Raw genomic sequence first — 12849 nt, 5'->3', positions numbered from 1 at the left:
GGCACCGGGGATGGGGGCGGCGCCCCTGCTCTGATGACATATACCCCCAATGGGTGGCGGGTCACAAGCCAAGCGACCACAAGGGCTTGCGTGTCGTTTCTGTTGCGCTTGCGTGATAATTGAGGATTACGCATGCCGGGCGGGTTGCCAGAAGGGGTCGGGCCGTTATATCAAAGTGCCCGACGTTCTGGCCTGCCGCCAACCTGTCCGCCATCCCGATGCCAGTGGTTCCGAAAGGGTCCCGACGGGTGGAAGAAGGCGGGGCTCCGGGGGTCGGGAACACCGACGGAACGGCGCTTGGGGGTGCAACTTGTCACCACCTTTTGATGGGTGTCCTGCCTTGGTGCTGAACGCGGATTTCCGTCCGCTCAGCTATTTCCCGCTCTCGCTCTGGTCATGGCAGGATGCGGTCAAGGCCGTGTTCCTGGACCGCGTCAACATCGTCTCCCACTATGACCGGGTGGTGCGGTCGCCGCAGCTGGCGATACAGCTGCCCAGCGTCATCTCGTTGAAGGAATATGTGCCCGCCACGCGCCGGCCCGCCTTCACCCGTTTCAATGTCTTCCTGCGCGACCGGTTCACCTGCCAATATTGCGGGCGCTGGTTCCCCACGCATGAACTGACCTTCGACCACGTTATTCCACGTTGCCGGGGTGGCCGCACCAGCTGGGACAATGTCGTCACCTCCTGTTCGGCCTGCAATCTGGCCAAGGGCAGCCGGTTGCCCAGCCAGTGCGGCATGCACCCGATGCAGGAACCGTTCGCCCCCACCGCCTATGAACTGCAAGAGAATGGGCGCAATTTCCCGCCCACCTTCCTGCATGACAGCTGGCGCGACTTCCTGTTCTACGACGATATCGGGGATGAGGTGGCGGCCGATCCGGGTGAGGATCTGCCGGGTGCGGCCTTCCCCGCCGCCATGACCAGCGCCGAATATTGGGGTGCTGAGCTGGAGCAGGGGTAATGCTTTCCCGGCGGGTGCGGACCCGCCGGGATATTCACCATTATCGCGGCAGCAGCGGCCCCAGCGGGCGGCCACCCACGATATGGATGTGGAAATGCGGCACTTCCTGATGGCTGTCCGGGCCATGGTTGGCCAGCAGGCGGTAACCGCTATCCTCCACCCCCGCCTGACGGGCCACCAGACCGGCGGCGCGCACAAAGCCCGCGATTTCCTCAATCGTCGCCTGGGACGAGAAATCGGCGAAGCTGGTGAAGGGGCCCTTGGGGATCACCAGGATATGGGTCGGTGCCTGGGGATTGATGTCGTGGAAGGCCAGGGCGTACTGATCCTCGTACACTTTCTTGCAGGGGATTTCCCCGCGCAGGATACGGGCGAAGATATTGCTGCGATCATAGATCAAGGCACCGATCCTTCCACTGTTATGGGAACGCCGTTTCAGGCTTGTGTGCGGTTCTTCTTTTCCTCGATCCCGCTGACGCCCTTCCGTCCCTCCAGGATGGCATAGACATCGGCAGGTTGCACCCCGGCATCGGCCCAAAGCACCAGAAGATGGTAAAGAAGATCGGCGGATTCCGAAGCCAGTTTTTCTGGATTGCCGGCCATCGCCTCGATCACCGTCTCCACCGCCTCTTCCCCCACCTTCTGGGCGATCTTCGCGCGACCGCGATGGAACAGGCGGGCGGTATGTGAGCTGTCGGGGTCGCCGCCCTTGCGCGACAGGATGGTGGCGTAGAGATCGTCCAGGATGGCGGGATTGGACATGAGAACTCCTGCTTCCAACATCACTTTGTTCGTCAAACTGCCTTATTTCGTCATCCCCGCGAAAGCGGGGACCCAGCGTCAAGCGGCGTCCGCCGCGACATGACTCATATCGGCGCTGACCGCGCCTCACGCTGGGTCCCCGCTTTCGCGGGGATGACAAAAAATAGCCCAACACCAATCATACAGATCAGAACCGCACCGGTATCCCCGCCTGGGCCATGTGCTGCTTGGCCTGGGCGATGGTGTAGGTGCCGAAATGGAAGATGCTGGCGGCCAGCACGGCAGAGGCATGGCCCAGTTTCACCCCGTCGACCAGATGGTCGAGGTTGCCGACACCGCCGGAGGCGATGACGGGGATGGTGACGGCATCGGCCACGGCGCGGGTCAGTTCCAGGTTGAAGCCCTGCTTGGTGCCGTCACGGTCCATGGAGGTCAGCAGAATCTCACCGGCGCCGTATTCGGCCATGCGCTTTGCCCAGGCAACCGCATCGATGCCGGTGCGGTTGCGCCCGCCATGGGTGAACACTTCCCAGCGCTGTTCGCCATCGGGGCCGCGTTCGACCTCCTTGGCGTCGATGGCGACGACGATGCATTGCGCGCCGAATTTCTGCGCGCCTTCCTGCACGAATTCCGGGCGGTGAACGGCAGCGGTGTTGATCGACACCTTGTCGGCACCGGCCAGCAGCAGCTTGCGGATATCCTCCACCGTGCGCACACCACCGCCCACCGTCAGCGGCATGAAGACCTGTTCGGCGGTGCGGCGGACCACGTCGAAGATGGTCTCGCGGTTATCGCTGCTGGCCGTGATGTCCAGGAAGGTCAGTTCATCGGCGCCGGCGGCGTCATAAAGACGGGCCTGTTCCACCGGGTCGCCGGCATCGATCAGATCGACAAAGTTCACGCCCTTGACGACGCGGCCATCCTTCACGTCCAGGCAGGGAATGATACGGGCCTTCAACATCGGCTCAGTCTCCCCTTAAGACCGCCAGCGCCGCCGCCGGGTCGATACGCCCGTCATAGAGCGCGCGACCGGAGATGACACCGTTGATGCCCGTATGCTCCACCTTCTTCAAGGCGTGCAGATCGGCCAGGGAGGAGACACCGCCGGATGCGATGACGGGCGTGGTCAGGTGGCTGGCCAGATCGGCCGTCGCCTCCACATTCACCCCACCCAGGGCACCATCGCGGTCGATGTCGGTGTAGATGATGGCGGCGACGCCGCAATCCTCAAACTTCAGGGCCAGATCCAGGGCTTTCAGGGTGCTGGTCTCGGCCCAGCCTTCGACCGCGACATAGCCATCGCGGGCATCAATACCGACAGCAACATGGCCGGGGAAGGCCTTGCAGGCTTCTTTCACCAGGGTCGGGTTCTTCACCGCGACCGTGCCCAGGATGACGCGGGTCAGGCCGCGTTCCAGCCAGAAGGCGATGGTATCCAGATCGCGGATGCCGCCGCCCAGTTGCGTGGGCAGCTTCACACGCTTGAGGATAGACTCAACCGCGGCCCCGTTCACGGGCGAGCCGGCAAAGGCACCGTTCAGGTCCACCAGATGCAGCCATTCAAAGCCCTGGGCCTGAAACGTCTCGGCCTGGGCGGCGGGGTCGGTGTTGAAGATGGTGGCCTGATCCATCTCTCCGCGCAGCAGGCGGACGGCGTTGCCGTCCTTCAGATCGATGGCGGGGTAGAGGATCATGCTTGCGGCTCCGTCTCGTCTTCCGGCCGTTCCAGGACCTTGTAATAGAAATGGCCGGCGATGGTCCGGCCCTTGGCGCGGGCATAATGGGGATGCGTGCCCCAGCGTGTGAAACCCATATGGTCGTAAAGCGTGATGGCCGCCCGCTGCGTTTCCCGCACATCCAGGTTCAGGATGCCGAAGCCCAGGGCCGTCGCCTCATCAATGATCGCCTGGGTCAGCTTGCGCGCCATGCCATGGCCGCGCGCCCAGGGGGCCACAAAGCTGGTGGTCAGGTTGCAGGCGAAGGCCTGCGCCTCATTATTGCGGGTCGGGCGGACCAGTTGCGCCGAGCCGGCGATGACGCCATCCAGACGGCCCACCACCAGGGTGCGCTCCGGCACGGCCATCACGCCCTTCCAATAACGCTCCATCACCTCGCGGTCGGGCGGGGTGACCCAACCGAAGCCGCCGCCATCAATGATGGCCGCTTCTGCCGCGTCGCAGAGGTCGTACAGGTCGGACCGTTTCAGTTCCGTCACCTTTTCCACGGTGACGACGCTGTCGGACCCGGCCAGCGGGTTTTGATGCTGTGTGGTCATGGACGCCACCGCAGGAAATTGCCGATGATGGACAAGCCGGCGGCCTGGCTTTTTTCCGGGTGGAACTGCATGCCCACCAGATTGTCGCGCCCGACAATGGCCGGGAATTCACCGGCATAATCGCAGGCGGCCAGGACCAGGGCGGGATCGCCCACCTTCATCGCATAGGAATGGACGTAATAGGTATGGGTGCCGGGTGCGATGCCGGCCAGCACCGGATGAGAAGGGGCCTTCACGATCAGTTCGTTCCAGCCCATATGCGGGATTTTCAGGGCGGGGTCGGCAGGCGTCAGCGCCTCCACCGTGGCATCCAGCCAGCCCAGGCCCGGATGCACCCCATGTTCCACCCCGGCCCTGGCCATCAACTGCATGCCGACACAGATGCCGAGGAAGGGGGCACCCTGGCGGATCACCCGCTCAGTCAGCGCCTCCACCATGCCGGGCACGGCATCCAGGCCCGCCTTGCAATCGGCAAAGGCGCCGACGCCGGGCAGCACGATACGGGTGGCACCGCGCACCACATCCGGGTCGTTGGTGACGATGATGCGGGCATCCAGCCCGCCATCAGCCACGGCGCGTTCCAATGCCTTCGCGGCGGAACGCAGATTGCCGGAGCCGTAATCGATCAGGGCGACGCTATCGGTCATGGTGCCTTGCCCATGCGACGGGAAGGGAAGGGGATAGGGGATGCCTTTTACAGCGAACCGCCCAGCACACCCTTGGTGGAGGGCACGGCATCGGCCTTGCGCGGGTCGATTTCCACCGACGCGCGGAAGGCGCGGGCCAGCGCCTTGTAACAGCTCTCCACGATATGGTGGTTATTCTCACCATACAGGTTTTCGACATGCAGGGTGGCACCTGCCGCCTGCGCAAAGGCCTGGAACCATTCCTTGAACAGTTCGGTGTCCATGTCGCCCAGCTTGTCGCGGGTGAAATTGACCTTCCAGATCAGGTAGGGGCGGTTCGACAGGTCGATGGCCACACGGGTCAGCGTCTCATCCATGGGGATCAGGGCGTCGCCATAGCGCTGAATGCCTTTACGGTCGCCCAGCGCCTTGGCCACAGCCTCGCCGATGGCGATGCCGGTGTCTTCGGTCGTATGGTGAAAGTCGATATGCAGATCGCCCACCGCCTCAACCTCCAGGTCGATCAGCGAATGGCGCGACAGCTGTTCCAGCATATGGTCCAGGAACCCGATGCCGGTGGACACCTTATAGACGCCGGTGCCGTCCAGGTCGACGGCGACACGGATGCGGGTCTCCTTCGTCGTGCGTTCGACAACGGCACGGCGCGGAGAACGGGCGGAGGGGGCGGCTGCGTTCGACATGGTTTTTTCCTATCAACCATGGCGTCGCCTGTCATCCAGCCCTTTTGCAAGGCAGTGTCCGTTCCCGTGCGCGGGCCTGGACGGGACGGTGATTATAATTGTAATTTTGTCGCGGCCTGATCCTTTCAGATTGTGTCGCATGCGCCATTCCGCCGGTTCGATCCTTGCCTTCTGTCTGATCCCGCTGCTGTCCGCCTGTGCGGAGGCCCCGCCGCCGCCGGGGCCGCGCGTGCCGGTGGCACTGACCCTGGGGCGGGTGCAGGTTGACCTGCCCGTAGGCCACAAGGCGGGTTCCTTTACCTGGAACTGGCTGGGGCTGTGCGACGGACCGTTCAATGATGTCGCCTGGATGACCGAAGGCCGGGTGCCCGGCATGATGATGGTGGCGGCGCGCGACGGGTTGAGCCAGGGGGGCCTGGGCGTGACCAGCGGGGCGGCGCGCGTTCTGACCGGCCGGTTGGTCGATGTGGAACTGTCGCTGTGCCGGCGGCTGGACACGTTCACGCGCGACCGGATCGGCACGACGGGCGAGGGGACGGTGCGCATCGATTGGGAACTGACCGATCCGCCGGGGCCGGTGCGCCGCTTCACCACGCAAGGCGAGGGGGAGACCGATATCCCCGCCCTGGACGGGCGCTATGACATCATCCTGCGCAATGCTACCGCCGAGGCGGCGCGACGCCTGTCGGTCCTGCCGGAATTCCGCCATCTGGTAATGTCGCCGGTGGGCAGCAGTGGGCCGGTCGCGGCGGTGCCGGCGCAAATGCCGGTGCCAGCACCAATGCCGTCGGCAGGGATGGCAGCGCCGATGCCGGCGGTGCCGCAGAATCCCGCGACGGTCGCCGCGATGGAGGCGGCGGAACCGGAATGGCTGCTGGAGCTGGAAGCGACAACAGCCTTCACATCGCCCGTCACGCCGGAAGATGTGCTGGTCGATGCCGGGCACGCCAAGGGCGTGGTGGTGGATGCGCGGGGATGGGTGCTGCTGCCCGATACGCAGGCGGAATTACCGACCCCGCTGACCTTGCTGCTGGGGCGGGAGGGGCGGATGATGTCGGGCATGGTCGCGGCCCGTGCCTTCGGCTTCGTCCTGGTCCGGCTGCCGGAAGGGGAATGGCCCGCCATCCCGATCCGCCGACAGCGCCCGGCGGTCAGCCAATGGCTGCATCGTTTTGAAGGGGAGAGCAAAGGGCCGGTTGCCATGGTGGCATCCCATGCCGGCCCGGCCCGTGCGCAAGGGGGCGACCTGCCCTCCCTGCTTCTGGATCTGGACGAGGATCTGTGGCGCAACCCGCCCTGGATATTGCTGGATGCGGAGGGTCGGCTGGCAGCCCTGCGCGGACCCAAGCCCCTGCCGGGCGACCCGGCCCCATATTACGCCCCCGCCGCCATGATGGCCCATTTCAGGACCGTCATGACGGCGGGGGTGGTGCCGAGATGTGATCAGCCCTGCGAATAGGCGGCCACGATGGGCAGGCGCGCGGCGCGCAGGGCCGGGAAGAAGCCGCCGATCAAGCCGACCAGCAGGGCCAGGATGATCCCCTGTTTCACCAAAGCGGGCGTCAGGCTGACCGAGAAGACGATCTGGGTGAAGCCCTGGCCCAGGGTCGAGGTGCTGAACCCGTCAAAGAACAGGAAGATGCCCAGCGACCCGATCAGCCCGCCGATGCCGGCCAGTACCAGGCTTTCCAGCAAGGTGGCGACGAAGCTGGGGAAGCCGCCGAAGCCCAGGCAGCGCAGGGTCGCAATTTCCCGCGCGCGGGTCGACACAGAGCTGTACATGGTGTTCAGCGCCCCGGCCAGCGCGCCCAGGGCCATGGCGATGGCCAGCGGCCAGCCGGCATTCTGGATCAGCTTGACCGTGTTCGACGACTGGCCCGCGAAATAACCCTTCTCCGAAAACACTTCCAGCTTCAGGCGCGGTTCGCCCGCCACATATTCCCGCAGCTGTTCGATGGCGTCAGGGTTTTCCAGGCGCACGCGGACGGTCTGGAAGGAGGAGCCACGGCGGAACAGGCTTTGCACCACGGAAGTGTCGCCCCACAGTTCGCTCTCGAACACCGAGCCTTGCATGGAGAAGACGCCCACCACCTTCCAGGTGCCGGTGCCCAGCCGCACCTCACTGCCCAGGTCGAAGCCGGCAAATTCCCGCACCAGGCCTTCGCCCACCACGATCTCATTGCTGCCCGGTTCGAACATGCGGCCCTGGGTGATGGTCAGCCCATCGCGCAGGACCGCCCCATCCTTGCCAATGCCGCGCAAGGGCAGGTTGGCCTTCAGACCCGTGGAGCGCTTCACGCCATCGACGATGACATAGAGTTCGCCCGAGATCAGGGGGTTGCCATCATCCTTGCGCACGATGCCCGGTGCCTCCCCGATCAGGCGGACCTGATCCAGCATGACGACGGAGTTCACTTCCTGCTGTGAGCCGTCGCGCAGCAGGATGGCGATGCTGTCGGAACCGGTGCCGTCCAGCGTGCGCTTGAACCCGGCGGCCAGCGCCAGGAAGCCCAGCAGCACCGTCACCACCATGGCCACCGCGACCACGGTGGAGAAGGAGAGCCAGAAACGCTGCGGCAGGCTTTTCAGATTGATGGAACAGACGGCGATGATTTGATTGAGGATACGCATCCTTGCCCCCTGCCCTTACTGCCGACCGAGCGCGGTCACGATATTAAGGCGAAGCGCGTTCCAGGCCGGGATGATCCCGGTCAGGAGGCCCAGGCCCAGCATGATGGCGATGCCCAGCGCCACGAAGTCCGCCGACAGGGCAAGACCCGGAAAGCCCACGCTCTTGCGCATCATCTGCAACAGCACGGCCGCCACGCCCAGGGCCGGAAGCCCGCCCAGCAGGGCCAGCATCAGCGATTCACCCAGCACCATCTTGAAGATGCGCCCCGACGGGAAGCCCAGCGTCTTCATCACGCCGATCTCCTTCGTCCGCTCGCGCACGGCCATGACCATGGTGTTGCCCACGATCATCAGGATGGTGACGAAGGCCGCCCCCACCACCAGCGTTACGATCAGGGTGATGTTGCCCAGCTGACCCACGAAGGCCTGGTTGAAGGCCTTTTCCGTATCAGTCGCCGTTTCGGCGGGGGAGTTGGCGAACATCTCGTCAACCGCCTTCGACACGGCGGTATTCAGGGCCTTGTCGGTGGTTTCGATGACGATCCAGCCAACCGTATCCTGACCGAAGGTCACCGATTCGTTGAAATAGGCGTGGTGGAAGAAGACGACATTGGTACCCGCCTCCTCCCGCGCTGGTTCCAGGATACCGACAATGGTGAAGTCCCAGGTCTGCTTGCCGGTATTCTTGTTGGTATAGATATTGGAGGAGAGGGGGATACGGTCGCCCAGCTTCCATCCCTGCTGCTCCGCCGTCTTGCGCCCCACCAGCAGGCCGGTGCGGTCGGCCATGAAGGCCGCGCGTTCTTCCGGCGTCAGGGAGAATTCGCTGGCAAAGATATCCAGATAGAATTCCGGGTCGATGGCGAAGGTCACGACCTGATTCTTGCCATCCTGATAATAGCCGCCGAACCAGTTGGCATAGGTGGCGCGCGCCACCCCGTTCACGCCGCGGACACGTTCGACATAGGCGACGGGCAGGGGCTGGGTGAAGTTGATCTTGTTGATGGTGACCAGCCGGGTTTCACCCGCCCCGCCGCCGATGCTGTTGAAGCCGTTCTGTACGCCCGCCAGCACGCCGAAGATCAGGAAGGCGAAGAAGATCGCCACCAGCATCAGGATCGCGCGCAGCTTCCGGCTGAACAGATTGGCCAGGATCAAGGAGAAGTCGGTCATGCGGCCACCTGTTCGACAAAGCGGCCCTTGTCCAGATGCAGCACGCGGTTGGCATAGCGCGCGGCCTCCGGATCATGGGTGACCATGATGATGGTCTTGCCCATTTCCTTGTTCAAAAGCTGGAGCATGGACAGGATCTCATCCGCTGTCTTGCGGTCCAGATCGCCCGTCGGCTCGTCACAGAGCAGCATCTTCGGATCGGCCACGATGGCGCGGGCAATGGCCACGCGCTGCTGCTGACCGCCCGACATTTCGCGGGGGAAATGCTTGGCCCGTTCGGCCAGACCCACGATCTGCAGCGCCGTTTCCACCCGCTTGCGTCGTTCGCCACTGCCCAGGCTGGTCAGCAGCAGGGGCAGTTCCACGTTACGGGCGGCGTTCAGGGCCGGCATCAGATTGTAGAACTGGAAGATGAAGCCGACATTGGCGGCCCGCCAGGCCGACAGCTGCCCCTCGCTCATCTGGTCCAGGCGCTGACCGGCAAAGGTGATGCTGCCGGAGGTGGCGCGGTCGATCCCGCCCAGCAAGTTCAAGAGCGTCGTCTTGCCGGAGCCGGAGGGGCCCATGATGGCGATGAAGTCGCCCGCCTCGATGGTCATGTCCAGATGGTCGAAGATGGTGATGGTCTCACGCCCCTTCACAAAGCGCTTGGCCCCACCCTGAATGCTGATCAATGCCGTCATAATCTTCCCCCAGTTGCCGGCCATTCCCGAAGCCGGTTGGATAGTGATGATTTGGGTCAGTTGCCCGCCGGACGCGCGTCCAGGAACGTGACCTTCGCGCCCATATCGGGCAGCACCCGGCCATCGCGCTGTTCCAGCTTGATACGCACCTTGATGGTCGCCTTGTCGCGGTTGGCGCGGGGTACCACGGCGATGACGCTGGCCGGGATTTTCCAGTCGGGATAGGCGTCCAGCACTGCCTCCACCTTCTGGCCGGCGCGGACGCGGCCGATATTGGCCTCGTTCACATCCACCTCCACCTCCAGGCTGTCCATATCGACCAGGGTGCAGACGCCGGTACGGGTGAAGCCGCCCGACGACATGGGGGAGATGATTTCCCCCGGCTGCGCATTCTTGTCGATCACGACGCCGTTGAAGGGCGCGCGCACGATGTGGCGGTCCACGGTTTCCGTCTGCCGCGCCACGGAAATGCGCGCGATCTCCAGATCGGCCCTGGCCCCCTTCAGCTGGGCCCGCAGGGTTTCGGCGCGGGCCTGGGCGCGGGTCAGTTCCGCCTCTGACGCGTTGGACGCCTTGGACAGCGATGCGGTGCGGGCCAGCACGCGTTCCGCGTCGCGCAGGTCGGCGGAGAAGCCTTCGATCTGCGCCTGGGCTGAGGCGACGCGCGCCTTGGACAGTTCCAGGTCGATGCCGGCCAGGGTGGCGTCCAGACGGGCCAGTTCCTGACCCTTGGTCACCACCATGCCCTCATCCACCAGGACATCCTGTACCCGGCCCGTGATTTCGGCGGATACGGTGGCGGTACGCCGCGCCACGATATAGCCGGACGCCACCAGGGTATTGGTGGGGCGCGGCGTGGCAGCAGTGGGGGCGGCCGGCGTGGCGGCCGAGGCGCCGCCGCTTGCCGGGGCCTGCGCGCCCGTCGCCGCAACCTTGGCCGGGGCGGCGGTTTCTTCCTTGCCACCCAGCAGGGCCGGGCCATAGACGCCACCCGCAACGCCCGCAGCCAGCAGGGCCACCGCGCCCACGCCCTTTACCCAGCCGGGCAGGCCGGAACGGGGCGGGGCCATGCCCGCCGCCGGCATTTCCGCCGGGCGGTCGATGGTCAGGGAGCGCAGCAGGTCACGTTTATCGGTCATCTTTTCCGTCCAGCATCCAGACATTCCCCGCCGACGGGCGGCGTGGCGATAAGGGTGGGGCGGCTTCGATATCGGTAAAGGGGGCGGTCTTTTCACGGAAGATTACGCGAAACGGGTTCGCGCCTTCGTGAAACGGACCTCCCCGCCGGACAGGCCCCCCCGACCCTTCCGGCAGCCACGACCCTAACATGGTTACCGGGCGAACCAAAGGGGAACGACAGCGCTGTCGAGAATCGTCATCCCTGCTGACGGGCAGGGGGTGAAACAAGCATCAGTCAAGGATCAGACAAGGAGCTTGACCGTGTATTGCACCATCTGGTCGGCACCGCCCGTTACACTGTCATACAGGCCACGGGCCGGCAGGTTGCCCTTGCCCGTGGTCCAGTAAAGACGTGCCCAGGCATTTTCCTGTGCCATGGTTAAAATCCGCTGCAACATGGCACGGCCCACGCCCCGGCGGCGATGATCCGCGACGACGAACATGTCTTCCAGATTGCAGAAGGGACGCAGTGACCAGGCATTGTCATGCAGGATCAGATGACAGAAGCCGATGCCCGCCCCCGCACCATCCCGCGCGATCAGGCCGCGCATCGACGAAGTGGGGTCCAGCAGGCGCGCCCAGACGATATCCGTGGTCAGCGCATCGACAGTGACGTGATAGCGTGTCAGGTAAGTGGCCCAGTTCCGGCGCCAGTCCGCTTCATCCCCCGGTACGGGGGGAGCAATGCTGAAATCCGCCACAGCCACGGGCCCTTGTTAACTATGTTTGGTAGCGAATTTACGCTTTTCGCGTGTCCAGATTCAAGACCTATACACGTTCATGGCGTGGTTATGGCCCTGGATGCGCCCAGGCACCAATCCATGCACATGGGGGTATGCAAGCGCTGATGGCTCCCGCGATATGGGAAGCGCTTCCCGCCGCCATTCCTGTCGCCGGCATAAGGCGAGAGGGATGGCGGGGCGGCGAATCGGCTGTCGACCCGACCGGTCCTACTTCTGATCGGGCAGCAGCGTGTCCATCCAGGGGCCATTGGGCAGACGGTTGGCCAGATCGGTGATGTGCTTGTTCCACCAATGGCGCTGTTCGACCAAATGATCATAGTCGAATTGATCCTCCCGCCATTTGCGGTCGGACGGATGGTAGGTCAGCACATCGATGGGATAGCCGACATCGGCGGATGAATAGCGCGTGCTGTCAAAGGACAGGTAGGCCAGCTTCAACGCCATGGTCATGGTCGTCTCATGCTTCAGCGCGCGGTCCAGGATCGGCTTGCCATAGGTGGTGGCGCCGATGGAGAGATAGGGCGTGCGCTCATCCACCTCGATCCAGTTGCCCTCCGGGTAGATCAGGAACATGGTCGGTTCCTCATCCTTGGACAGCTGTCCGCCGATGATGGCGTGCAGGTTGAACTTCAGGTTCGACGCCTCCAGCGCCTCCTTATCCTCCTTGGCGACCGTGCGCAGGCAGCGGGCGAAGGCGTTGGCGGCGTCCAGCATGGTGGGGAAGGGCTTGGCCTTCTTGTCCGCCATTTCCCGGCGCAGATAGGCCAGCGTCTTGTCGCGGACGGAACGCAGGCCCGAGGTCATGACGAAGAACTGTTCCTTGCCGTTCTTCATCAAGGTGACCTTGCGCGCTGCCGTCACCTGGGTTCCGGCGGTGATGCGGCCATCGGCCAGGGCAATCAGCCCGTCCTTGATCTTGATGCCCAGACAATAGGTCATTGGCCAGCGGCTCCGGTTGCGATGCGGAAGGGGCGGCATCCTGTCACGCTCAACCGGGCCGCGAAACCAAAAAGCGGACATCCCCGCCGCGACGGGAAGGCATGCGCCGACGCTGCGCCGGTCCTATCCGAATGGACACGCAATTGTCGTGTTGCACTGCACAAAAGCGCCTT

The 12849-nt window shown here is 64.3% G+C and carries 14 protein-coding genes and 1 pseudogene; 2 read left to right on the top strand and 13 right to left on the bottom strand.

The annotated features are described in order from the left end of the window. Positions 1-310 precede the first annotated feature (310 nt). Positions 311-853, top strand: a pseudogene (locus tag ABC729_RS12660) (HNH endonuclease); the annotation flags it as partial. Between the two features lie 151 nt (positions 854-1004). Here the strand turns inward: ABC729_RS12660 and ABC729_RS12655 are convergent. The 7 genes from ABC729_RS12655 to hisB form a co-directional block, all read right to left on the bottom strand. Next, complete coding sequence (locus tag ABC729_RS12655; RefSeq protein ID WP_495607917.1) at positions 1005-1364, bottom strand: histidine triad nucleotide-binding protein; 360 nt, start codon at positions 1362-1364, stop codon at positions 1005-1007. 35 nt (positions 1365-1399) lie between these two features. Then, complete coding sequence (locus tag ABC729_RS12650) at positions 1400-1726, bottom strand: phosphoribosyl-ATP diphosphatase (protein WP_495607916.1); 327 nt, start codon at positions 1724-1726, stop codon at positions 1400-1402. A 187-nt stretch (positions 1727-1913) separates the two neighbouring features. Then, complete coding sequence (gene hisF, locus ABC729_RS12645) at positions 1914-2687, bottom strand: imidazole glycerol phosphate synthase subunit HisF (protein WP_495607915.1); 774 nt, start codon at positions 2685-2687, stop codon at positions 1914-1916. A gap of 4 nt (positions 2688-2691) precedes the next feature. Beyond that, positions 2692-3420, bottom strand: coding sequence for a 1-(5-phosphoribosyl)-5-[(5-phosphoribosylamino)methylideneamino]imidazole-4-carboxamide isomerase (hisA, locus tag ABC729_RS12640; RefSeq protein WP_495607914.1), 729 nt, complete (start codon positions 3418-3420; stop codon positions 2692-2694). Beyond that, complete coding sequence (locus ABC729_RS12635; RefSeq protein ID WP_495607913.1) at positions 3417-4001, bottom strand: GNAT family N-acetyltransferase; 585 nt, start codon at positions 3999-4001, stop codon at positions 3417-3419. The genes hisA and ABC729_RS12635 overlap by 4 nt, the downstream gene beginning before the upstream one ends. Beyond that, entirely contained in the window at positions 3998-4648 is a 651-nt protein-coding gene (gene hisH / locus ABC729_RS12630; protein ID WP_495607912.1) for an imidazole glycerol phosphate synthase subunit HisH, read from the bottom strand. The genes ABC729_RS12635 and hisH overlap by 4 nt, the downstream gene beginning before the upstream one ends. A 47-nt stretch (positions 4649-4695) precedes the next feature. Further along, positions 4696-5328, bottom strand: a complete 633-nt coding sequence (gene hisB / locus ABC729_RS12625) for an imidazoleglycerol-phosphate dehydratase HisB (protein WP_094455871.1) — start codon at positions 5326-5328, stop codon at positions 4696-4698. A gap of 139 nt (positions 5329-5467) precedes the next feature. On the opposite strand from hisB, the gene ABC729_RS12620 reads away from it, so the two are divergent. Further along, on the top strand, positions 5468-6787 hold the full coding sequence (locus tag ABC729_RS12620) for a hypothetical protein (protein ID WP_495607911.1): 1320 nt from the start codon (positions 5468-5470) through the stop codon (positions 6785-6787). Here the strand turns inward: ABC729_RS12620 and ABC729_RS12615 are convergent. The 6 genes from ABC729_RS12615 to ABC729_RS12590 all read right to left on the bottom strand — a co-directional run bounded on the left by ABC729_RS12615 (position 6772) and on the right by ABC729_RS12590 (position 12676). Beyond that, positions 6772-7959 (bottom strand): ABC transporter permease, encoded by a 1188-nt coding sequence (locus ABC729_RS12615; protein WP_495607910.1) that lies wholly within the window; start codon positions 7957-7959, stop codon positions 6772-6774. The genes ABC729_RS12620 and ABC729_RS12615 overlap by 16 nt on opposite strands. 15 nt (positions 7960-7974) lie before the next feature. After that, entirely contained in the window at positions 7975-9132 is a 1158-nt protein-coding gene (locus ABC729_RS12610; RefSeq protein ID WP_495607909.1) for an ABC transporter permease, read from the bottom strand. Further along, complete coding sequence (locus tag ABC729_RS12605) at positions 9129-9815, bottom strand: ABC transporter ATP-binding protein (RefSeq protein ID WP_495607908.1); 687 nt, start codon at positions 9813-9815, stop codon at positions 9129-9131. Before ABC729_RS12605 ends, ABC729_RS12610 begins: the two co-directional genes overlap by 4 nt. 56 nt (positions 9816-9871) lie before the next feature. Then, complete coding sequence (locus ABC729_RS12600; RefSeq protein WP_495607907.1) at positions 9872-10954, bottom strand: efflux RND transporter periplasmic adaptor subunit; 1083 nt, start codon at positions 10952-10954, stop codon at positions 9872-9874. A 282-nt stretch (positions 10955-11236) separates the two neighbouring features. Next, on the bottom strand, positions 11237-11695 hold the full coding sequence (locus ABC729_RS12595) for a GNAT family N-acetyltransferase (protein WP_495607906.1): 459 nt from the start codon (positions 11693-11695) through the stop codon (positions 11237-11239). Positions 11696-11944: 249 nt separating this feature from the next. Next, complete coding sequence (locus ABC729_RS12590) at positions 11945-12676, bottom strand: proteasome-type protease (protein WP_102112730.1); 732 nt, start codon at positions 12674-12676, stop codon at positions 11945-11947. Between the last annotated feature and the right edge of the window lie 173 nt (positions 12677-12849).

The sequence above is a fragment of the Niveispirillum sp. CC-CTL257 genome, assembly GCF_059489915.1.
The sequence above is the reverse complement of the archived record's forward strand: the minus strand, read 5'-3'. Positions and strand labels throughout refer to the sequence as shown.